The sequence below is a fragment of the Streptomyces sp. NPDC005706 genome (assembly GCF_040631045.1).
Classification (GTDB): domain Bacteria; phylum Actinomycetota; class Actinomycetes; order Streptomycetales; family Streptomycetaceae; genus Streptomyces.
On record NZ_JBEXYS010000017.1, the window covers coordinates 129,470 to 150,429 of the forward strand.

Annotated in this window: 17 protein-coding genes; 6 read left to right on the forward strand and 11 right to left on the reverse strand. The window is 72.3% G+C overall.

Features of this window, described 5'->3' with window-relative positions; genetic code table 11:
- Positions 1 to 10: 10 nt before the first annotated feature.
- From ABZ478_RS25455 to ABZ478_RS25465, 3 genes are read right to left on the reverse strand one after another with little or no spacing between them, the layout of a single operon-like run.
- The gene (locus tag ABZ478_RS25455; RefSeq protein WP_359552962.1) at positions 11 to 2,383 is read right to left on the reverse strand and encodes an aerobic carbon-monoxide dehydrogenase large subunit; all 2,373 of its coding nucleotides are present in this window, start codon (positions 2,381 to 2,383) and stop codon (positions 11 to 13) included.
- The gene (locus tag ABZ478_RS25460; RefSeq protein ID WP_199212901.1) at positions 2,380 to 2,901 is read right to left on the reverse strand and encodes a 2Fe-2S iron-sulfur cluster-binding protein; all 522 of its coding nucleotides are present in this window, start codon (positions 2,899 to 2,901) and stop codon (positions 2,380 to 2,382) included. The genes ABZ478_RS25455 and ABZ478_RS25460 overlap by 4 nt, the downstream gene beginning before the upstream one ends.
- Position 2,902: 1 nt before the next feature.
- Positions 2,903 to 3,775 (reverse strand): xanthine dehydrogenase family protein subunit M, encoded by an 873-nt coding sequence (locus ABZ478_RS25465; protein ID WP_359552963.1) that lies wholly within the window; start codon positions 3,773 to 3,775, stop codon positions 2,903 to 2,905.
- A gap of 116 nt (positions 3,776 to 3,891) precedes the next feature.
- On the opposite strand from ABZ478_RS25465, the gene ABZ478_RS25470 reads away from it, so the two are divergent.
- The 5 genes from ABZ478_RS25470 to ABZ478_RS25490 all read left to right on the forward strand — a co-directional run bounded on the left by ABZ478_RS25470 (position 3,892) and on the right by ABZ478_RS25490 (position 11,519).
- Positions 3,892 to 4,848 (forward strand): LysR family transcriptional regulator, encoded by a 957-nt coding sequence (locus tag ABZ478_RS25470; RefSeq protein WP_359552964.1) that lies wholly within the window; start codon positions 3,892 to 3,894, stop codon positions 4,846 to 4,848.
- Positions 4,849 to 5,265: 417 nt separating this feature from the next.
- Positions 5,266 to 6,459: a hypothetical protein gene (locus ABZ478_RS25475; protein ID WP_359552965.1), complete on the forward strand. Its 1,194-nt coding sequence runs from the start codon at positions 5,266 to 5,268 to the stop codon at positions 6,457 to 6,459.
- A gap of 4 nt (positions 6,460 to 6,463) precedes the next feature.
- Positions 6,464 to 8,251, forward strand: a complete 1,788-nt coding sequence (locus ABZ478_RS25480; RefSeq protein WP_359552966.1) for a hypothetical protein — start codon at positions 6,464 to 6,466, stop codon at positions 8,249 to 8,251.
- Positions 8,248 to 9,528: a hypothetical protein gene (locus tag ABZ478_RS25485; RefSeq protein ID WP_359552967.1), complete on the forward strand. Its 1,281-nt coding sequence runs from the start codon at positions 8,248 to 8,250 to the stop codon at positions 9,526 to 9,528. The genes ABZ478_RS25480 and ABZ478_RS25485 overlap by 4 nt, the downstream gene beginning before the upstream one ends.
- Positions 9,525 to 11,519 (forward strand): vWA domain-containing protein, encoded by a 1,995-nt coding sequence (locus ABZ478_RS25490; RefSeq protein ID WP_359552968.1) that lies wholly within the window; start codon positions 9,525 to 9,527, stop codon positions 11,517 to 11,519. The genes ABZ478_RS25485 and ABZ478_RS25490 overlap by 4 nt, the downstream gene beginning before the upstream one ends.
- A 165-nt stretch (positions 11,520 to 11,684) precedes the next feature.
- On the opposite strand, the gene ABZ478_RS25495 is transcribed toward ABZ478_RS25490, so the two are convergent.
- A complete protein-coding gene (locus ABZ478_RS25495; RefSeq protein WP_359552969.1) occupies positions 11,685 to 13,070 on the reverse strand; it encodes an APC family permease in 1,386 nt (461 codons plus the stop codon).
- Positions 13,067 to 14,002, reverse strand: coding sequence for a carbon-nitrogen hydrolase family protein (locus ABZ478_RS25500; RefSeq protein ID WP_359552970.1), 936 nt, complete (start codon positions 14,000 to 14,002; stop codon positions 13,067 to 13,069). Before ABZ478_RS25500 ends, ABZ478_RS25495 begins: the two co-directional genes overlap by 4 nt.
- Before the next feature lie 123 nt (positions 14,003 to 14,125).
- Between ABZ478_RS25500 and ABZ478_RS25505 the strand changes: the two genes are divergently transcribed.
- A complete protein-coding gene (locus tag ABZ478_RS25505) occupies positions 14,126 to 14,737 on the forward strand; it encodes a TetR/AcrR family transcriptional regulator (RefSeq protein ID WP_359552971.1) in 612 nt (203 codons plus the stop codon).
- Between the two features lie 114 nt (positions 14,738 to 14,851).
- Here the strand turns inward: ABZ478_RS25505 and ABZ478_RS25510 are convergent, their stop codons facing one another.
- From ABZ478_RS25510 to ssuE, 6 genes are all read right to left on the reverse strand, one after another.
- Complete coding sequence (locus tag ABZ478_RS25510; protein ID WP_359552972.1) at positions 14,852 to 15,046, reverse strand: antitoxin; 195 nt, start codon at positions 15,044 to 15,046, stop codon at positions 14,852 to 14,854.
- Between the two features lie 236 nt (positions 15,047 to 15,282).
- Entirely contained in the window at positions 15,283 to 16,413 is a 1,131-nt protein-coding gene (locus tag ABZ478_RS25515; RefSeq protein WP_359552973.1) for an LLM class flavin-dependent oxidoreductase, read from the reverse strand.
- A 103-nt stretch (positions 16,414 to 16,516) separates the two neighbouring features.
- Positions 16,517 to 17,902, reverse strand: a complete 1,386-nt coding sequence (locus ABZ478_RS25520; RefSeq protein ID WP_359552974.1) for an NtaA/DmoA family FMN-dependent monooxygenase — start codon at positions 17,900 to 17,902, stop codon at positions 16,517 to 16,519.
- Complete coding sequence (locus ABZ478_RS25525; protein WP_359552975.1) at positions 17,899 to 19,125, reverse strand: LLM class flavin-dependent oxidoreductase; 1,227 nt, start codon at positions 19,123 to 19,125, stop codon at positions 17,899 to 17,901. The genes ABZ478_RS25520 and ABZ478_RS25525 overlap by 4 nt, the downstream gene beginning before the upstream one ends.
- A gap of 55 nt (positions 19,126 to 19,180) precedes the next feature.
- A complete protein-coding gene (locus tag ABZ478_RS25530) occupies positions 19,181 to 20,344 on the reverse strand; it encodes an LLM class flavin-dependent oxidoreductase (RefSeq protein WP_359552989.1) in 1,164 nt (387 codons plus the stop codon).
- Between the two features lie 47 nt (positions 20,345 to 20,391).
- Positions 20,392 to 20,949, reverse strand: coding sequence for an NADPH-dependent FMN reductase (ssuE, locus tag ABZ478_RS25535; RefSeq protein ID WP_359552976.1), 558 nt, complete (start codon positions 20,947 to 20,949; stop codon positions 20,392 to 20,394).
- Positions 20,950 to 20,960: the final 11 nt, after the last annotated feature.

Genomic DNA, 20,960 nt, shown 5'->3' on the forward strand with positions numbered 1-20,960 from the left:
CGCGGGCGCCTCAGGTGATCGCCAGGTCGGTGCGCAGGGGCCGGCCCTGGGCGGCCCGCCATACGGCGGCGGGGGTCAGCGGCATGTCGACGTGGCGTACGCCGAGCGGCTTCAGCGCGTCGATCACGGCGTTGACCACGGCGGGGGGCGAGCCGACCGTGGCGGACTCGCCGACGCCCTTGGCTCCGATGGGGTGGTGCGGGGAGGGGGTGACGGTCTCGCCGAGTTCCCACGAGGGGCATTCGACCGAGGTGGGCAGGAGGTAGTCCATGAACGATCCGCCGAGGCAGTTGCCGTCCTCGTCGAAGGCGATCACCTGCATGAGCGCCATGCCGAGGCCGTCGGCGAGCCCGCCGTGCACCTGGCCCTCGACGATCGTGGGGTTGATGCGGTTGCCGCAGTCGTCCACGGCGACGAACCGGCGGACCTTCACCTGGCCGGTGCCCGCGTCGACGTCGGCGACGCAGATGTACGCGCCGAAGGGGAAGGTGAGGTTCGGCGGGTTGTAGACGCAGCTCGCGTCCAGGTGGCCCTCGACGCCCTCGGGCAGCTCCAGGCTGGAGTGCGCGGCGAGCGCGATCTCCGCCATGGTCCGTCCCTGGTCGGGGTCGCCCGTGACGAACCAGCGGCCCTTCTCCCACTCCAGGTCGTCCGGGCTCACTTCGAGCATCGCGGAGGCGACGATCCTCGCGCGCTCGCGCACCTTGCGGGCGACCATCGCGGCCGCGGCTCCGGACACCGGCGTCGAGCGGGACCCGTAGGTGCCGAGCCCGAACGGGGTCTGGTCGGTGTCGCCGTGCACCACCTCGACGTCCTCGGGCGGGATGCCCAGTTCCTCGGCGACGATCTGCGCGAACGTCGTCTCGTGGCCCTGTCCCTGGCTCTGCACGGAGATCCGCAGGACGGCCTTGCCGGTCGGGTGGACCCGCAGCTCGGCGCCGTCGGCCATGCCCAGTCCAAGGATGTCCATGTGCTTGCGGGGGCCCGCGCCGACGGCCTCGGTGAAGAAGCTGACCCCGACGCCCATCAGTTCGCCGCGCTCCCGCTTGCCGGCCTGCTCCCGGCGCAGGTCCTCGTAGTGGGCGATGTCCATCGCCAGCCGCAGGGCCCTCGGGTAGTCGCCGGAGTCGTACTCCCACCCCGTCCGCGTCCGGTACGGGAACTGCCCGGGCCGCAGCAGGTTGCGCATCCGCAGCTCGGCCGGGTCGGTGCCCAGCCGGTCCGCGAGCAGGTCGACCATCCGCTCGACCAGGTACACGGCCTCGGTGACGCGGAACGAGCAGGCGTAGGCGACGCCGCCGGGGGCCTTGTCGGTGTAGACGCCGGTCACGGTGCAGTGCGCGGCGGCCAGGTCGTACGAGCCGGTGAAGACGCCGAAGAAGCCGGCCGGGAACTGCGTCGGCTGGGCGGTGGCGTTGAACGCGCCGTGATCGGCGATGACATGGACGCGCAGGCCCAGGATCTTGCCGTCCTCCGTCGCCGCGATCTCACCGTGCATGTGGTAGTCGCGGGCGAAGGAGGTGCTCATCAGGTTCTCCGAGCGGTCCTCCATCCACTTCACCGGTTTGCCGGTGACGATCGAGCCGACGACCGCGCACACGTAGCCGGGGTAGATGCCGACCTTGTTGCCGAAGCCGCCCCCGATGTCCGGGGCGATGATCCGGATCTTGTGCTCGGGGATGCCTGCCACCATCGCGTAGATCGTGCGGTGGGCGTGCGGGGCCTGGGTGGTGGACCACACCGTCAGCTTCCCGGTGATGGCGTCCATGTCCGCCACGGTGCCGCAGGTCTCCAGTGGGGCGGGGTGCACCCGGGGGTAGAGCATGTCCTGCTCCACCACGACGTCGGCGGCCGCGAAGACCTCGTCGGTCCGCTCCTTGTCGCCCGCCGACCAGTCGAAGATGTGGTTGTCGGCCTGCCCTTCCTTGTCGTCGCGGATCACCGGCGCGTCCGGGTCGAGCGCGCGGCGGGCGTCGACGACCGCCGGGAGGGGTTCGTACTCCACGTCGATCAGTTCGAGGGCGTCCCGGGCGGCGTAGCGGTCCTCGGCGACGACGAACGCGATCTCCTGGCCCTGGAAGCGCACCTTGTCGGTGGCGAGCACCGCCTGTGTGTCGTACGAGAGCGTGGGCATCCAGGCCAGTCCGAGACCGGCCAGGGTCTCACCCGTGATCACGGCCCTGACCTTGGGGTGCGCCTCCGCGGCGCTGGTGTCGACGGACACGATCCGGGCGTGCGCGAGCGGGCTGCGCAGGATCGCGCCGTGCAGCATCCCGGGCAGCGTGACGTCGTCGACGTAGGTCCCGTGGCCGCGGACGAACCGGGCGTCCTCCTTGCGGGGCATCCGCCCGAAGCCGACCGGCCGTTCCCCGGTGGTCGTCATGCCCGCACCTCCTCGCGGCCGGGCGCCGGCTCGGTGCCCGCGTCGGCGGTCCCCCGCGCGCCGCCGTGCTCGGCGGCCCAGCGGATCGAGCGCACGATGTTCTCGTAGCCGGTGCAGCGGCACATCTGTCCGGAGACGGCCTCGCGGATGTCCTCCTCGGACGGGTCCGCGTCGTGGTCGAGCAGCCAGCGGGCGGTCATCATCATCCCCGGCGTGCAGAAGCCGCACTGCAGCCCGTGGCAGGCGATGAACCCCTGTTGCACCGGGTCGAGTTCGGCCCCGTGCGCCAGGCCCTCCACGGTCCGCACCTCATGGCCGTCCGCCATCACCGCGAGCACGGTGCAGGACTTCACCGGTGTGCCGTCCAGCCATACCGTGCACACTCCGCAGTTGGAGGTGTCGCAGCCCCAGTGGGTGCCGGTCAGTCGGAGTTCGTCGCGCAGGAAGTGCACGAGCAGCAGCCTGGGCTCCACGTCCCTGGTGTGCTGCTCGCCGTTCACGGTCACGGTGATCCGCATGTCACGCCTCCTGCCCCTGGGCGCGTGCGGCGGCGGCACGCAGTGCCCGCGTCGTGAGCTCTCCGGCCAGATGCCGCTTGTAGTCGACCGGCCCGCGCTGGTCGGCCGTCGGCCGGCACTCCTGCGAGGCGAGCCGGCCCGCCTCGGCGAAGCGCTCGTCGTCCGGCGGTCCCCCGCGCAGGAAGTCCTCGGCCCGCTCGGCCACGAACCGTGGGGCACCCACCGCGGTCAGCCCGATCCCGGCCTCGGCGACCAGCCCGCCGGAGATCTCCAGCACCGCTCCCGCGGCGACGACCGCCCAGTCGCCGGCCCGGCGCTCCACCTTGCGGTAGGCGCTGGCGTGCGAACGGATGGGCACGCGGATCTCCACCAGCAGCTCCGCCTCGTGCAGGGCGGTCTCGTACGGACCGAGGAAGAACTCCCTGATCGCGATGGTGCGCCGGCCGCCGGGGCCCTGGGTGACCAGGGCGGCCCGCAGCGCCGAGAACGCCGCGGACAGGTCCTCCGACGGATCGGCCTGGCAGAGCGAGCCGCCGACGGTGCCGCGGTTGCGTACGAGCGGGTCGGCGATGACCCGCTCGGCGTCCCGCAGGATGGGGAAGTGCTCGCCGACGACCGGCGAGGCGAGCAGCTCGGCGTGGCGGACCATCGCTCCGAGGGCCAGATCGTGGCCGTCCACCCGGATCGACGCCAGCTCGTCGAGGCCGTTGATGTCGATCAGGGCCTCGGGCTGGGCCAGCCGGAGCTTCATCATCGGCAGCAGGCTGTGTCCGCCCGCCACCACCCGGGCCTCGGGGCCGTACCGTCCCAGCAGCTCGATCGCCTGCTCGAGGCTGGTGGCCCTCTCGTACTGGAATGCGGCCGGTACCTGCATCGGGCCCTCCTGGAACGCCGTGCCCGTCGCCGTGATGATGCTGCGCTCGTCCGTACCGGCCGCACAATGGGTGGATAAGCATTCACTTATCACCCCGAACGCGAGAAAATCGGACGGTGACCATCACCCAGCTCAGCACCTTCGTGCTGGTGGCCCGCCTCGGGTCGGTGGGCGCCGCGGCGCGTGCTCTGGACGTGAGCGAATCCGCGGTGTCGCAGACGCTCACCGCGCTGCGCGTCCACTTCGGCGACCCGCTGATCAGGCGCACCGGCGGTGGCGGGATGCGGCTGACGCCCGCCGGGGCGCGGCTGCTGCCGGTCGCTTCGCGGATGGCCGCGCTGAGCGCGGATGCCGAGGCCGCGGTGCGGGCGGCACGGGGAGCGCCCGACGAGCTGCGGGTCGTCGCCACGAGCACGCTGGCCGAGTTCGTGCTCCCGTCGCTCATGGAGGCCTTCGCCCGGCGCTCGGGGCCCAGGACCGAGACCTCGTTCGGGGTGGCCGCCGACGGCGGGATACGCGTGCTGGTGGAGAACCGGCTGGCCGACGTCGCGCTCGGGCCTTACCTCGGCGACGACGGCAGGGGCGATCTGGTCAGCGAGCCACTGTTCCGCACCCACCTCGTCGTGGTGACCGGCGCCGGATCGCCGCGGCCGCCCGGTCCGCCGGCGCGGTGGTCGTGGCTGGTCGACTCCTCCGGGACCGATCCCGACGCGGACTCCGGGCGCCTGCTCCGCCGGCTCGGAGTGACCGAGGGGAACGTGTGGGTCTTCCCGAACCAGACCGCGACCCTGGCGGCCGCCGCCGAGGGCGCGGGGGTGGCACCGGCGCCGGCCCACCTGGTGTCACCCCGCGTCCGTCGTGACGAGCTGCGCCTGCTGGAGACGCCTGCCACGCCGGCGGACGCCACGTGGCACGTCACCGTCCTGCGGCCGGGACATCGTTCCCCGGCCACCGACGCGTTCCTGCACTTCCTGCACACGCCCGCGGCGACCCGCATCATGCGCGCGCCCGGCGCGGGCGTCCCGCCCTCCCGGTTCCGGCCCCCGGTACACGTCACGCTCTGGGACGCGTGAGCCCTCCTCGCCGCAGCGGCGCACTTGGGGCCACCGCGCCTGCCTTCGCTGGTGTAGAACTTCACCGCGAAGCCGCGCGGGTCACGCCAGCGGATCAGCGCGTCCGGCGGCCGACTCGCGACGGCCGCGCCGCCGGGTCGCATCGAGGGCACGGAACGGGCTCATCTGGTTTCCGCGGCCCGCCCATCGGCCCGGCGTGCTTTCCGAGTTCGCGGCACGTCTCGGCTCCGGAGCGCGCCGCCGCGTGAGCCTCCGCGGGCGAGCGGCTCCCTTCAAGGTTCGTTGCCGCCGGTTTTCCCGGTCCACCGTGCGACCGCGCTCACCCTGTTACCTTTTGAGACCAAAGGTCATCGAGGGGGACTGCGGATGTCCGGGGGACGGACGACGCGGCGAAGTTCGTCATGCGTCGTGTTAGAGGTGAGGCTGGCGCCGGAGGAGCTGCCCGCGGAATGGGCCGAAGGTCCGCTGCCCGCGTTGCTCGCCGACGGGTCGACCGCCGACCGTGACCGGCGTCTGACGTACTTCGAACCCCGCGTCGGCGAGTCACTGTTCGGCACTCCGGCCCGCCCGTCCCGCTGGCACCTGCGTCGCCCGGCGGGCGCGGACGACCCCGCCGTGGAGGCCATGGAGTTATTACGCGTGCCCGCCGTCGCCGGTCTGCGGGAAAGTGATGCCGGCCTCTGCGTCCTGCACGTCCACCTGGGCGACGCCCCACTGACCGAGCTGGCCGCCCTCGCCGCCCTTCCCACCGACCACGCCCGTCTGACGAAGCTCCTGCCCAGGGGCGTCCGGGTGGCCGACGAGGCGAGCCGCGCCTGGACCCTGGCTCACGTGACGTTCCCGCAGGGTCCGCCGCCCGCGGTGATGCCGGCGGCTTACGCGTCCTGGGCGACGCACGACCAGTGGCTGTGGCTGCTGGCCTCCCGCAGCCCGCTGGACCGCTTCGCCCCAGACCCCGAGGACTCCGGACTGTTCGCCGGCCGGGTGCGGTTCTCCGCCGACTGGCAGGCGCTGGTCCTGCGGGACGGGGCCGCCTTCGTCGGCCTCTCCCCGGACCCCGGCGGCGACCGGACGTTCCACTCCACCGCCGCGCACCACGTCCACACCCTCTATCTCGACGTGTTCCTGCTGGGCCGGCTCCAGTATCTGGGCGCCAATTCCCTCGCCAACACGGTCTGTGCGCTGACCGCTCGCGATTGCGACGCGCGGCGGCTGCTCCGGCTCGAAAGCCGTTTGATCGAGCTGCGCCGGGCCCTGTGGTCATCCCACATCACCTCCCGCGGCAAGGCCAACGAACTGCTCGAACGTTTCCAGGAACAGCACCGGCTGGACCAGTTGCTGGCGCACACCGGATCCGGTCTCGCCGAGACCGCCCGCTACGTGGAGGCGACCCGCTCCCGCCGGAGTTCCGTCGCACTCGGGCTGCTGTCGGCGGTGGGTCTGCCGTTCGGCGTGGCGTACGCGGCCGGGGCCCTGTGGGGCGCGCCCGGCCCCTGGACGCTGCTGGTCGCCACCGTCGTGGCGCTGCTGCTCACCGTCGCGGCGTTCCTACTGCTCCCGCCGCTGCGAGGGCTCGTGTCCGACACGGTGTGGGACAGGGCGGAGGACTGAAACGATGGCCCTGGTGGCGCTCTACCGTTCCGCTCCGCTCAGGCAGCGGATCGCCAAGGGATACAGCGTGTACGTCCCCGAACCCGGTCCCGGCCGGGGCGCCGCGGATCTGGTCGCCGCGCTGCTGGCCCACCCTCCGCGGCTCCCCGCAGGCCCGTCCGGGCAGCCGTACGTCCTGCGGGGCGGCGCGCGCACCAGTGGTGCGCTGTGGATCGACACCGGCCGTGTCTCGCTGCACGACCCGGCGGCCCGGGCACACGCGGCCCAAGCCCTGGCCATGTCCGTCGCCCAGGTGGCCGCCGACGTCCGCCACCGCGGCGGCCTGCTGCTCCCCACGGGCCGGCAGCAGCAGCCCGACCCGGTCGCCGGGCTCTGCGCCGACCTGCACTCCGTCGAGGTGCTGAACCCCGTTCAGCGCGAGGCGTTCACCAACCTCGTACGGGAGCACTCCGCATCCCTGATCGCCCTGACCGGCCGCCAGTTGTACGGCCGCGGCGGCGTCGCACCCGGTGGCTCGGCTCGCCTGTCACGCTCGTTCGACCAGGTCAGCGCCCGCTATCTGGACTCGTGCGCGCCGGACCATTTGGAACGGGTGCGGATCAGACTGCGCCAGGAGGAGCGGGTCGGCCGTCTCGAGGTCATGGATGTCAGTCCGCTCGGGGTGCCGGAGGCGGACTCGGGCGGAGATGTCACGGTGCGGCTGTTCGACGCCCAGGTCACCGTCGCCGGCGCGCTGGCTCACGCCCTGCTCGTGCAGGCCCTGTCCATGTGGTCGCGTGAGCTGGAACGCACGGGACGGCGGGTGCGTCAGGTGCCGCAGTTCCTGGTGGAGCGGAACCGCGCCCGGGCCATCGCCCACGGTCTGGCCGCCGAGCTCCAGGTCGACCAGGGCAAGCGCGCCGAAGAGACCCCCCAGACGCAGCCGGCCGGCCGCGCGGTGCGCGGGCTGCTGTCCGAACTCGTGCCGCATCTGAGTCAGCTGGACGCGACTGCCGACGAACTGGCGCCCCTGTTCCTCGGCGTGGAGCTGGCCGAGTCGGCGGCCACCTCCGGCTTCGTACGCAACGAGAACGACCTGCTGGCCCGCTGGCACACGGTCGACCGGAACGCCCTGGCGCCCGAAAGCCTCGCCCAGGGTCTGGCCACCCCGGACTGGCTGACCGCCGACCACCTCAGCGCGATCAACAAAGGTCTCGCACCCGGTAGTTGGGCGACGGCCCGGATCTGGCTCACGGACCGTGTGACGGAGCCCGCGCCGCGGCCGAACCGGAACCATGAGGCGCAGCGGAACCCGAAGCCGGAGTCCCGCCGGAATCCCGAGCGCCCGGCGCCCCTCACGGCCGACCAGCTCCTCGACCGTCTCGCGAAGCCCGACCTTCCCGCGCCCGAGGTCCTGGACGCCCTCCGCTCCTATTGCCGTACCGGCGGCATCCTCGATCTCACCCGCCCGCTGCGTTCCCGTGGCCGGGACGAGGCGCGGACGTTGCGCCGGGTGCTGCGGCCGCAGTCCGGTCAGCGGGTGCGGTGCGAGGAACCGCCGGCGTCGTGGGAGGACGCGACGGCGGCCCGTGCCCTGCGCGCCGCGGGCGAGCAGGGAGTCGCCCTGATGCACTGGGACCTGCCCGCGCAGGACCGCGCCCGGGTACGCGAGGCCCTGCGCAGGATGGGCCGGGCGCCCGGCGGCGTACGGTCCGTCCTGCTGACCGACACGACGTACACCGCCCGCGAGGACGAGAAGCGCGGCACGGTCGAGGTGCTGCTCGTCGCTCCGCGTGAGGAGGCCGACCGATGACTCAGCACGCACCGGTCGTACCGGTCACCCTTGATCTTCGAGAGTTCCGACACGTCCCCCGCTCCACGGACGAGTGCGTGGCGCTGTGGGAGCGCCTGGAACCGGCCGTGCTGACGCTGGACCCGCTGGCCGGGCCCCGGGTCCGGTTCGACCTGGCCGACGAGGGCGAGGTCGGGGTCTGGTTCCTGGATCCGGCCAAGGCGCCACGCCCGCTCGCGGCCACCACACGGTTCGCGATCCGGGGCGTCCTTGAGCCCCCCGAGATCCGGCATGCCTGCACCACCTGCCGGGCGGCACGCACCACCACCTACGCGCCGTACAAGTGCCCAGGCTGCGACGAGGGCCGCCGCATGGGCCGCGTCTGCGAGGCGCACGCCGTGTTCCTGGACGGCAGTCTGCGTGCCTCCTGCCCGAGCCACACTCCCGAGTGCCGGTGCGGCACGAAGGCGGTCGCTTGGTGCGGCGGCCCGAACTGCCGTACGCGCAGGGCATGGTGCGCGACCCATTTGCGCCGTCATCCCGGCGATCCAGCCGTCGCCTACTGCGATGACTGCTACGCCGAGCGCTTCCCGGCCTGCGAGCACGAACGTTGCACCGGCAGCGGCTACATCCGCTGCGAGCACCGCACGCTCTCGGCGATGAAGCCGTGCGGTCGCCGCGTCTGCACCGAGCACGCCCGGCGCTGGCAGGTGTACGGCTCCTACAACCGGGGGCTGGCCCTGTGCACCCCGCACCACCAGCAGCTGTCGTCGACCCCGCCCGAGGGGCTGATCGACATGATCCTGGCCGGCACCGTGGCCCGCAACGGCCGGGGCAGGTCCGCGACCCGCCGCCGGGTGCAATTGCCACGCATCAGCATCGTGCGGCACATCCTGATCAACACTCGCAGGACCGTGCTCGACATGGAGGCCGTCGACCGCCTCTTCAGCTCCCTGGAGCAGGCCCTGCGCGGCCGCACCCCGCGGGACACGAACCTCTCGACCGCTCTGGACCTGCTCGCCAGGCACCGCGCGTCCCGACGCGAGGACATCGAGCGGTTCCGGGAGCAGCACGTCGAAGGACGCGGTCACTACGAACGTCTGGTGCAGGAGCTGCGTCGCGGCGGCCGACACGAGCTCGCCGGAGCCGTGGAGTTCTCCGACTTCCGGCCGCGCAGCGGGATCCTGTTCGTCCGGGTGCCGGAGCACCTCCAGGGCCTCTTCCGGGGTAGGGGCGGCTCGTCCGTCAGGCAACTGGAACAACGCGTGGGCGTGAAGATTCAAGTGGAGCGCGGATGACTGCCTTCAAGCTTTCGGCGGCCGACACCCGGCTCGTGACGGCGACCGGCCCTGGCCTGGTCGCCGACAACAGGCTCGCCGTCTCGTCGTCCCGGCTGACGGACGAGTCGGCGGGCGTCCTCCAGGTGCGCGACACCGGCGGCACCCGTTCGGTGGCGGTACGGCTGATGCCCGCACCCGGCGTGCCCACCGACGTGGTGGTGGTCCCCGCCGCCCTGGTCCATGAGCACCGCGTCACGCCCGACGAGGGCTGGGAGCTGGTATCGGCGGACGCGGTCACGCCCGCGGTACTGGAACTCGAACTGCCGCCGGGTCCGTCCCTCGACGAGGCCACGACGGTGCTGCACGGCGCCCCACTCCTCTGCGGCCACGTCTTCGCCCACGGCTTCGAGAACGCCCCCGACGTCTGGATCGACGCCGCCGGCACCCTCTTCCGGGTGCGTCAGGCCCTGGATCACGGCGGTCGGCCCCTGCGCGGCCTCTTCCGCGTCGGTTCGAACACCCAGTTGACCCTCTTCGCGCCGGGCGAGCGCAGCGGTGTGGACATCGTCGTACTGGCGGACTGCAGCGGCTCCATGAGTATCGAGGACATCGTCACCACGCCCGGTGACGGGGACAAATGGCTCAGCCGTCTGCGCGCGAACCCGACGATCTCCCGCATGAACGCCCTCAAGGACGCGCTCGGCGCCATGATCGACGCCCGGATGCGTTACGACGGCGTGGGTACCCGTTTCGCCCTGGTCCGCTTCGACCATGACCACGAGCCCATGTTCCCCAGCCGATGGGGCATGGAGGAGGTTTCGGACACCCACTCCGTCCAGCGCCTGCGCGAGGCCGTGTCCCTCCTCAACTACCGCCAGTCCGGCACGGACATCGGCAAGGCGCTGCACAAGGCGGGTGAACTACTCCACCGCTATGGGGTTCCCGGCAACGAGCGCCTCGTCGTCCTGGTCAGCGACGGCGCGCACTACGCGCCCATCCCCGACGAACGCAGCGGTGAATCCATCTCCGGCACCCAGGATCCGGTGTCGCTCATGGAGGACCTGCACGCTGGCCTGGGTATTCGCCTGCACGCGGTCGGCATCAGCGACGAGGCTCTGTTCGACCGCTGGTGGCAGGCGCAGCGGCACCGCACCGGCTGGACTCCGCAGGCCCACGAGAGCATGGTGCCCAACCATCGGATGCTGGGCGAGCTCGTGTCCGTGGCGGGCGGCGACCGGCAGCGCATCGGCGGCTTGGACGTCCTGGAGAAGTACTTCGCCGAGTTGGGCAGCGGAGTCGTACGAGCTGTGGGACGCCCGGCCCGCCCCCGCCTGCCCGCCCTCCAGCTCACCCCCGAGCAGCTGGCCGCGGAGCCGCAGCGCCGCGCCGCGACCGATCCGCGGCAGCGCCGCGCCTGGGAAACGGCGGCCGAGGACGCGCTGGTCGCCTACAGCAGGGTCTGCGAGGCGTCACGGGCCCGCCTCGGTTACCAGCTGCTCCGTTCCTCACCGCCCGACGACTTCGCCCGCCTGCGCCGCCAGTGCGCCGACCGGGCCGACTTCACGGCCTGGCTGTCGGTGGCGTACCAGGTCTTCAACGAGCGCCTGCACGCCCCCCTTCGCATCCCCAAGAAGGATCCAGCTAAGGTACTCGACCTGCCACAGCTCGCGGCACCCTTCTGGGACGGCCGCATGTCGCAGCTGCATGAACTGCGCAACTTCTACCACCACGACCGTGACATGGAGGAGCGCGCCGAGCGCAACCGCGTCGCGGGCGGCATCATCCACAAGCACACGGGCAGCTACGCCCCGCTGGAGGACGACGCCGGCGCCTGGCGCACCCTGCAACTGGGTCTGGTGCGCGACCTGGCGGCCCTCCTCAACGAGGCCCACGCGATACTCGATGCGGCCCCCGACCCGGAGACGGCACCGGACGAACCCTCACCCTCGGCGCCGGCCGGTCCGGCCGCGGCGGGCGGTATCCGCATCAAGTCGCAGGGCTACGACTGACGGCGAACTCCCACCGCACCGGCTCTGCCCGGTCACAGCTGCCCGAGTCCCCGCGTCCCGCTCGAAGCACGCACGGTCGACACGCGCCGGCCGCGCACGAACACCGTCAGGTGGTACGCCCGGGGTTCCCGGCCGCCGACGGCGGCCGGGAACCCCGGGTGTGGTTCATACCGTCGGGAGGAGGGGGCCGGAGGCCTCCGGCTCCGTGGGGCCGGCTTCCTCGTCGGACCCGAGTCGCATCTCGGGGGCGGGACGGCGGAAGCCCCGCGTGATCACCGCGAGCCAGACGATACCGATGACCAGCCAGCCGAGGCCGAGCCTGACGGCGGTGCCGCCGAGCTGGGTGATCAGGTAGACGTCGACCGCTGCACCGGCGGCCGGCAGGAGGAGGTACCGCACGGGCGAGTGCCGGACCCCGGAGCGCCACTGCCGCACGGCGTAGGCGATCACGCAGACGTTGACGAGCGTGAAGCCGAGGAACGCGCCGAAGTTGATGAAGGAGGTGGCGTCGGCGAGCGAGAGGTTCATGGCCAGCAGGCCGACGGCGCCGATGACCAGCACATTGGTGACCGGTGTGAGCAGCTTGCGGTGCAGGCGTCCGAACACCCGGCGCGGCAGGGCGCCGTCGCGGCCCATGACGAACATCAGGCGGCTGGTGCTGGCCTGGATGGCGACGCAGGAGGCGAACCCGCCCAGCATGCCGACGACGTTGGCGACGTCCGCGAAGGTCTTCCCGCCGACGGTGGTGGACAGCAGGTACCCGGCGGAGTCCTGGTCGGGGAAGGAACCGCCCGGGCGGGCCCACTGCATCAGGAAGGAGATCACGACGAAGAAGGTGCCGCCGGTCAGCACGGTGAGGACGATGCTGCGCGGGATGGTGCGCCGCGGGTCGCGCACCTCCTCGCTGAGGGTGCTCACCGCGTCGAAGCCGAGGAAGGCGTAGGCGGCGACGGCGGCGGCCGCGGTGACGGCGGAGAGGCTGGTGGCGCTGTTCCAGAAGGCGTGGCCGGCCGCGGGGGTGCCGCCGTGGCCGAGGCCGTAGTGGACGCAGAGCACCGCGAGCACGACGAGGACGGCGGTGACTCCGAGCAGCAGCACCCGGTTGATCCGGTCGGCGACCTTGAGGCCGACGACGTTGATGGCGGTGGCCAGGACCACGTTGATGACCAGCCAGGCCCACTCCGGGACGGCCGGGAACTGGGCGTGCAGGTAGATGGCCTGGAGCAGCCAGGCGACCATCGGCAGGAAGAGGTAGTCGAGCAGCAGTGCCCATCCGGCCAGGAACCCGACGCGGGAGTCGAGCTCCTTGCGGGCGTAGGTGTACACGGAGCCGGAGCTGGGGTGGACCTTGGCCATCTTGGCGTAGCTGAGGCCGGTCAGCAGCATGGCGCCGGTGGCGATCACGTAGGCGGTGGCGGCGGCGCCCTTGCTGGTGGCGGCGATGACGCCGAAGATCGAGGTGACGACGGCGGGGGCCATGTAGGCGACGCCGAAGGCGACCACGGACACCAGTCCGAGGTTTCCGCGCATGCGGGTGGGCTGATCCGTCACGGCATTCTCTCTTCCCCGAGCGCACGGCGGGTCTCGGTGGGGTCGTGCGGGAAGGGGGCCGGGGCGGTGGCCCCGGCCCAGGCGGCGGGGTCGATCCGGCCCTGGTAGAGCGGCAGGTCGAGGGGTCGGTCGTCGGGGCGGAACTGCTGCCAGGGCCGGTTGAGCGCGGCGGTGCCGAGGCGGCGGACGTTGGTGACCTCGTCCAGGTCGATCACGTCGGTGAGGGTGGTGTCGCTGTCGGCCGCGGCCTCGGAGCGCACGTTGCCCTGCGGGTCCACGAGCAGGCTGCGGCCGGTGCCGGCGGGCGCGGCGCAGTTGACGCTGGCGACGAACACCTGATTGACGATGGCGTTGGCGCGGGCCAGCACGGTCTCCTGGGCCCGGTCGCTGCCGGAGGTCAGGACGAAGTTCAGTACCAGTTCGGCGCCCATCCAGGCCAGGTGGCGGGTGGTCTCCGGGAACCACGCGTCGTAGCAGATCGACAGCCCCACGCGGCCGACGCCGTCGAGGTCGAAGACGGTGAACTCGGCGCCGGGGGCGACGGTCTCGTAAGGCCGCCACGGGAAGATCTTGCGGTAGGCCGCTACCCGCTCGCCGCGCGGGGAGTACACGGGCGCGGTGTTGTACACGCGTCCGTCGGCTCCTCGCTCGTAGACGCTGCCCGGGGCCAGCCAGACGCCGAGGTCGCCGGCGATCTCGGCGAGGGCGCGGTCACGCGGGCCGTCCAGGGGCTCGGCGAGGGCTTCGGCAAGCTCGGCGGGGGTGAGCGTGGCACCACCCGAGGAGGCGCCGAGATGCAGCTCGGGATATATGACCAGCGGTGCGGCGGGGAGCCCCGCCGTGCGCCTTCGCACGTCGGCGGCCAGGCCGTCCAGGTCGTCGGCGGCGCGCTGGGCTGCCTGGGCCAGCACTAGAGGGAGAGGACGGGACATGGGTCACCAGGTCTGACTCGGGGGGATTAGTTAAACGAAATTTAGTTAATGAACCAGAGGAGGTCAATGGATTGCCACAGGTGAGATACGAACGGCGTTCGACGGTGTGCGAGCATGTCGACCATGGCCCGACCAAGGAATCAGGCGGAACGCCGCGCCCAGCTGATCGACGCGACCGCCAGGACCGTGGTCGAGCTCGGGGCCACGGCCACCAAGCTGCGGGACGTCGCCAGGGCCGCCGGCGTCACCCCCGCGTCGGTGCTCTACTACTACGCCGACATCCAGGAACTGTTCGCCGCCGTGTTCGAGCGCAGTGCCGCGACGTACTTCGTCAGCCGCGAGGAGGCCATCGCGGCGGCGGACGGACCGGTGTCGCGGCTCCGCGCCTGCATCCGCTCCGGCGTGCCCTGGCCCGGAGAAGGAGAGGAAAGCACCCGGCTGCTCTTCGAGCTGTTCCCGGTGGCCCTGCGCAACGAGGGCGCCGCCGACCGGCAGCGCACCTTCGCGCGCCAGCAGGCGGAGCTCTATCGCCAGGTGCTCGAACTCGGGCAGAAGGGCGGCGAGTTCACACTGACCGGCGACGCCCGGGCCCTGGGACGATCCTTCGTGGCGCTGGAGGACGGCTACGCGATGGACCTGCTGGTCGGCGACGCGACCGCCCAGGACATCGAGGACCGCCTGCTCGACCACGCCCGCGTCGTCACGGGCAATCCGGCCTTCGCCCGGCGCGACTGACCGGACGCGATCCGCGCCCGCGCGGGTGCGTCCGGTTCGGGCCGGCGCTTCGCACCCGGAACACGACCGGGCCCCGGCGATCGACGCCGGGGCCCGGTTGCGGGTGCCGCGGGTTCAGCGGTCCGTCACTTCGCCGCCGCCGTAGGAACGGTGCACGGCGTCGGCGGCCTTGTCGGTCTGCGCGTCGTACTTGTCCCCCGTACGCTCGTCGACCAGCCGCTCTGCACTGTCGACACCCTTGTCGGCCTGGTCCGGGTGGCCCTTGGCCATCTCCTTGGCCTTGTTCGCCATGTCTCCCAGCTTGCCCATGAGGTACCTCCCGGCGATACATGTGTGTCGTACCCTGCGGTGAGTACCCGCGGCGTTCTGTTCGATGCGTGCCGATCCCGCGCACGAGCCGGTCAGGCGGAGCGGGAGGCGGGCGCGGCACGGCTCTCGCCCGCCTCGCCCGCCGACCGCGGGGACTGCGCCGCCTGCCGAGCCGGCGGTAGGACCCGCGCTGGAGGAGGCCGGAATCCGGCCGCCTGCTTCCGGTCACGCCCGGCTCACCGGCGCTGCCACTCCTCGGCCAGGAGTCGATACGAGCGCACCCGGTCGGCGTGGCCGTGGGTGATGGTGGTGATGATCAGCTCGTCCGCGCCGGTGGCCTCCTGGAGTTGTTCGAGCCGGTCGGCGACGCGCCCCGGGGAGCCGACGAACTGGGTGTCGACGCGGTCGGCCACCAGGGCCCGGTCCGCGTCGGTCCAGGTGTGTGCGCGGGCCTGCTCCGGGGTCGGGAAGGGGATGGCGCCCTCGGCGGTGCGGATGCTGCGGACCCACGGGCCGTAGCCGGTGGCGAGTTCGCGGGCGGTCGCGTCGTCCTCGGCGACGACGACGTCGGCGGAGACGCTGACGTAGGGCTTGTCGAGCTGGTCGGAGGGCTGGAAGGCGGCGCGGTAGCCCTCGGCGGCCTCCAGCACGGTGGCGGGGCTGACGTGGTAGTTGGCGGCGAAACGCAGGCCGTTGCGGCCCGCGACGTCGGCGCTCTGTCCGCCGCTGCTGCCGAGGATCCATACCTGTACGTCGGCGTTCTCGCCCGGTACGGCGTGCGCTTCGGTGCCGTCAGCCGAGCGGTAGTCGCCGCGCAGGAGGGCGAGTATGTCGTCGACCTGCTGACCGTAGTCCTGGGAGCCGGCGCCGGGCTGGTGCAGCAGCCGCTGCTGAAGCAGGAAGCGGGGTGAACCGATCAGGTGCTCCGGGGAGAAGCGGGGAGGGATCACGAGGCCGTTGGGGGCGCGTCCGTCGACTACGGGGGTTGTGGTCGGCCGGGGTCCAGCGGCGTCCTGTCCGGACGGCCGGCCGCCCGAGCGGCCAAGGCCCAGGTCGAGGCGGCCGGGGTGCAGGGCGTCGATCAGCCCGAACTCCTCGACGGTGGACAGGGCGGTGCGGTGACCGAGTTGCACGGCCCCGGAGCCGATCCTGATCGTCGAGGTCGCGGAGGCGGTCAGGGCGAGCACGACGGCCGGCGAGGTTCCGGCCACGCCCGGGTTGAGGTGGTGCTCGGCGAACCAGTAGCGGGTGTAGCCGAACCGCTCGGTCTGCCGGGCGAGGTCGATGGTGCCGCGCAGGGCCTCGCCGGCGGTGGAGCCGGAGGAGATCGGGACGAGGTCGAGTACGCCGAGGGGGGTGCTGGGCATGGTCGGGGACTCCTGGCCGTCGGTGGGCGCGGGGGCGGGGGCGGACCCGGTTGCGTGTACGGGGGTTCGAGCGGGGTGCGGTGCTCGGCCCCGCTTCACGGCGTCACCCGGCCGGCGGGTGCGTGCGGGCGTCGGGGTGGGCCAGGCCGAGGTGGTCGCGGAGTGTGGTGCCGGTGTAGTCGTGCCGGAACACACCGCGTTCCTGGAGCAGCGGGACGACGGTGTCGGCGAACTCGTCCAGGCCGCCGGGAGTGATGTGCGGGACCAGGATGAAGCCGTCGGCGGCGTCGGTCTGGACGAAGGTGTTGATGGTCTCGGCGACGGTCGCCGGGGAGCCGACGAACGACTGGCGGCCGGTGGTCTCGATGACCAGCTCGCGGATCGACAGGTTCTCGGCCGCGGCGCGTTCGCGCCATTGCCGGGCGACGGCGAGGGGGTCGCGGAACATCCGGACGCTCGCCCGGCCGCGGGCGATCGTGTTCTCGCCGGGGTCCGGGTCGATGTCGGGAAGCGGGCCGTCCGGGTCGTAGCCGGACAGGTCCCGGTTCCAGACGTGCTCCAGGTACTTGATCGCGGTCTGTCCGCTGACCTGCAGGTGTCGCACCTCACGCGCCCGCTCCCGCGCCTCGGCGTCCGTGTCGCCGAGCACGAAGGTCGCCGCGGGCAGGATCAGCAGCCGGCCGGGGGTCCGGCCGTGGCGGGCCAGGCGGCCCTTGACGTCGGCGTAGAAGTCCTGGCCCGCCTCCAGGGTGCTGTGCCGGCTGAAGATGGCGTCCGCGCTCGACGCGGCGAACTCGCGGCCCTCGTCGGAGTCGCCGGCCTGGAAGATCACGGGGCGGCCCTGGGGGCTGCGCGGCACGTCGAACCGGCCCGTGATGTCGAAGTGTTCGCCCCGGTGGACGAAGGCGCCCGCGCTGGCGTTCTTGAGGAAGATGCCGGACTCGCGGTCGGCGACGATCTCGTCACCGTGCCAGGAGTCGAACAGTTCGGTGGCGGTGGCGAGGAACTCCCGTGCCCTGGAGTAGCGCTGCTCCTGCGGGAGGAAGCCGCCGCGGCGGAAGTTCTCGCCGGTGAAGGCGTCCCAGGAGGTCACGACGTTCCAGGCGGCGCGTCCCCCCGACAGGTGGTCCAGGCTCGCGAACTGGCGGGCCACCTCGTAGGGCTCGTTGAAGGTGGAGTTGATGGTGCCGGTCAGGCCGAGCCGTTCGGTGACGGCGGCGAGGGCGGACAGGACGGTGAAGGTGTCGGGCCGCCCCACCACATCCAAGTCGTATATGTGACCGCCCTGTTCGCGCAGCCGCAGTCCCTCGGCGAGGAACAGGAAGTCGAACTTGGCGCGTTCGACGGTCCGGGCGAAGTGCGCGAACGAGCTGAACTCGATATGGCTGCCGGCCCGTGGGTCGCTCCACACCGTGGTGTTGTTGACGCCGGGGAAGTGGGCGGCGAGGTGGATCTGCTTGAGGGGCTTGCCCGTTGCGGGGTCGCTCATGGCCGTGGGGCTCCTCCGGCTCGGACGGCTGCGTAGCGGTTGGCGGGGCGGTCGAGTCCGAGCAGTCCGCGCAGTGTGTCCGCCTCGTAGGCGCGCCGGAAGGCTCCTCGCCGCTGGAGTTCGGGCACCAGGCCTCGTGTGATGTGCTCCAGGTCGTGCCCGATCGCTCCGGGGCGCAGACGGAAGCCGCTCAGTCCGGCCCGGCGGCGTTCCATGAGCAGATCGGCCAGTTGTGCGGGCGTACCGGTGAACACCTCGGCGTCACTGGCGTAGGGGTGTCCCGCGAGGTCGTCCAGGCGGGTCCTGCGGTCCTTCGCCGCCGCCGGATCGTCGTCCAGGAACACGACCAGGTCACCGAAGATGTGGAGCGGCTCCTCGGCCCGCCCCGCCGCGGCCTGGGCGGCGCGGATGCCGGCGACAGCCGCGCGGGCCTGGTCGGTGTCGTGCGGGGTGATGTAGCCGATGTCTGCGGAGCCGCCCACCAGTTGCCAGGACACGCCGTGGTGTGCGAGCGCGCTGACGACGGGCTGCCCTTGCGGTGGCCGGGGGGTGATCGAAGGGCCCTTGACGCTGAAGTGCCTGCCCTCGAAGTCGATGGGGTGCAGCTTGTCGCGGTCGATGAAGCGGCCGGTGGCGACGTCGCGGATCTCCGCGTCGTCCTCCCAGCTGTCCCACAGGCGGCGCACCACCTCGACATGGTCGGCGGCCTCCTCGAGGAGCTCGGCGATCAGTGCCCTGCCCGCCGGAGTGTCGCGGTCCTCGGCGCCGAGGCGCGGGAAGGTACGGCGGCCGAAGTGCGCCGCCTCGTTCCGCCGTGCCGACACCTGGACGCACAGGCCCGCGCGACCGGTGCTGACGTAGTCCAGGGTGGCGATCGCCTTGGAGATGTGGAAAGGCTCGGTGTGGGTGGCGACCACGGCCGGAATCAGCCCGATGTGGCGGGTCAGCGGTGCGACGCGGGCGGCGATGAGCACCGCGTCCAGTCGGCCGCGCACCTGGTCGGTGCGTCCGTCGGGCTCCGTGGGGTGCGCGGACTGGAGCCCGAGCCCGTCCTCGAAGGTCACGAAGTCGAGCAGGCCGCGTTCGGCCTCGGTCACGAGGCCGGCCCAGTAGCCGGCGGTGAGCAGGTCGTGGGGCCGGGCGCCCGGCTCACGCCATGCGGCCGGATGCCAGCCCGTGCCGTCGAGCGCGACGGCGAGGTGGAGCGGAGGGGATGCGGACACGAAAGGGCTGCCTTCCTGGTGCGGGGGTGCCGAGCCGGACGGTCGCGACCGTGGGTCATCGCGGGGTTCCGGAGCCCGCGAAGGGGACCTGGGCGGCGGGCGTGTCCTTCGCGGCGCGCAGCGGGTGGGTCCACAGACCCTGCGCCTGGAGCCTGGGCAGTACGCCCTCGCCGAACCAGTACGCCTCCTCCAGGTGCGGGTAGCCGGAGAGGACGAACTCCTCGATGCCCAGGGCGTGGTACTCCTCGATGCGCTCGGCCACCTCGGTGTGACTGCCGACCAGCGCGGTGCCCGCGCCGCCGCGCACCAGGCCGATGCCGGCCCACAGGTTGGGGTGGATCTCCAGGGAGTCGCGGTTGCCGCCGCCGTGGAGGGCGAGCATGCGCCGCTGCCCCTCGGACTCGCTGCGGGCGAGCCCGGCCTGCACCGCCCGCACCGTCTCCGGGTGGAAGCCGTCCAGGAGCCGGTGCGCCTCCGCCCACGCCTGTTCGGAGGTGTCGCGGGTGATGACGTGCAGCCGGATTCCGAAGCGGAGGGAGCGACCCTGGCCGGCGGCGAGCCTTCTGATCCCGGCGATCTTCTCGGCGACCTGGGCGGGTGGCTCGCCCCAGGTGAGGTAGACGTCGGCGTACCGCGCCGCGATCTCACCGGCGATGGGCGACGAGCCGCCGAAGTACACCTCGGGGACGGGGTCGGGCAGCCGCGCGAGCCGGGCGTCCGCGATCCGCAGGTGCTCGCCGTCCAGGTCGACGGTCCCGCCGTCCCACAACTCCCGTACGACGTGCAGGAATTCGCCGGTACGGCGATAACGCGCGTCCTTGTCGAGGAAGTCGCCGTAGGCGCGCTGCTCGTGGCTCTCTCCGCCCGTGACCACGTTGAGCAGCAGCCGGCCGCCGCTCTGCCGCTGGAAGGTGGACGCCATCTGCGCGGCGAGCGTCGGCGAGACGAAGCCGGGTCTGAAGGCGACCAGGAATTTCAGCCGCTCGGTGTGCCGGCTGACCATGGCGGTGGTCAGCCAGGCGTCCTCGCACCAGGCGCCGGTGGGGGTCAGCGCACCGGTGAAGCCGAGGTCCTCCGCGGCGCGGGCTATCTGGCTCAGGTAGGCCACCGTGGGCGGCCGGTCCCGTCCCGAGACGGTGGCCGGGGTGCCGTGGCCGCCGCCGACGACATGACGGCTGTCGCCGTTGGTGGGCAGGAACCAGTGGAAGGTGAGGTTCACCGGGTCGCACATCTCTCGTTCGTCGTCGGCGGTCGCGGTCGGGGAGCTCATCCGGCGGCCGCCAGCAGGGCCGTACGGCTTCCGAGGGCGGCGGAGAACTGGTCGACGACCTGGGCGAGGGCCTCGGCCGGGCCCGGCGCGACGGTCAGGGTGCCGTCATCGCCCACCGCGATGTCCTTGTCCAACGTGAACCAGCCCGGGACGATGTGCGCGGCGCCCATGGAGCTGAGTACGGGGCGCAGGGCGTAGTCGATGGCCAGGACGTGGGCCGTGGTTCCGCCGGTCGCCAGCGGGAGGACGGTCTTGCCGGCCAGGCCGTACTGCGGCAGCAGATCGAGCAGTGACTTCAGCAGCCCGGAGTAGGCGGCCTTGTAGACGGGAGTGCCGATCACCACCCCGTCGGCGCCATCGAAGAGCGCGGCCGCCTCGCGGATCGCGGGGTGCTGGAAGTCGGCGCCGAGGAGGGCCTCGGCGGGGACGGTGCGGACGTCCAGTGGGATCACCTGGTGTCCCTGCGCCGTGAGGCGCGCGTCCAGGTGGCGCAGCAGCCGGGCGGTGCGGGAGGTGGCGGACGGGCTTCCGGAGACGGACAGGACGGTGGCCATGGCGGACCTTT

Excerpts from the sequence above, each read along its gene's own strand:
- ABZ478_RS25500 (WP_359552970.1), bottom strand. The coding sequence starts at position 14,002 with ATGTCCCGTCCTCTCCCTCTAGTGCTGGCCCAGGCAGCCCAGCGCGCC.
- ABZ478_RS25505 (WP_359552971.1), top strand. The coding sequence starts at position 14,126 with ATGGCCCGACCAAGGAATCAGGCGGAACGCCGCGCCCAGCTGATCGAC.
- ABZ478_RS25485 (WP_359552967.1), top strand. The coding sequence starts at position 8,248 with ATGACTCAGCACGCACCGGTCGTACCGGTCACCCTTGATCTTCGAGAG.
- ssuE (WP_359552976.1), bottom strand. The coding sequence starts at position 20,949 with ATGGCCACCGTCCTGTCCGTCTCCGGAAGCCCGTCCGCCACCTCCCGC.
- ABZ478_RS25460 (WP_199212901.1), bottom strand. The coding sequence starts at position 2,901 with ATGCGGATCACCGTGACCGTGAACGGCGAGCAGCACACCAGGGACGTG.
- ABZ478_RS25490 (WP_359552968.1), top strand. The coding sequence starts at position 9,525 with ATGACTGCCTTCAAGCTTTCGGCGGCCGACACCCGGCTCGTGACGGCG.
- ABZ478_RS25455 (WP_359552962.1), bottom strand. The coding sequence starts at position 2,383 with ATGACGACCACCGGGGAACGGCCGGTCGGCTTCGGGCGGATGCCCCGC.
- ABZ478_RS25520 (WP_359552974.1), bottom strand. The coding sequence starts at position 17,902 with ATGAGCGACCCCGCAACGGGCAAGCCCCTCAAGCAGATCCACCTCGCC.
- ABZ478_RS25515 (WP_359552973.1), bottom strand. The coding sequence starts at position 16,413 with ATGCCCAGCACCCCCCTCGGCGTACTCGACCTCGTCCCGATCTCCTCC.
- ABZ478_RS25510 (WP_359552972.1), bottom strand. The coding sequence starts at position 15,046 with ATGGGCAAGCTGGGAGACATGGCGAACAAGGCCAAGGAGATGGCCAAG.
- ABZ478_RS25465 (WP_359552963.1), bottom strand. The coding sequence starts at position 3,775 with ATGCAGGTACCGGCCGCATTCCAGTACGAGAGGGCCACCAGCCTCGAG.
- ABZ478_RS25480 (WP_359552966.1), top strand. The coding sequence starts at position 6,464 with ATGGCCCTGGTGGCGCTCTACCGTTCCGCTCCGCTCAGGCAGCGGATC.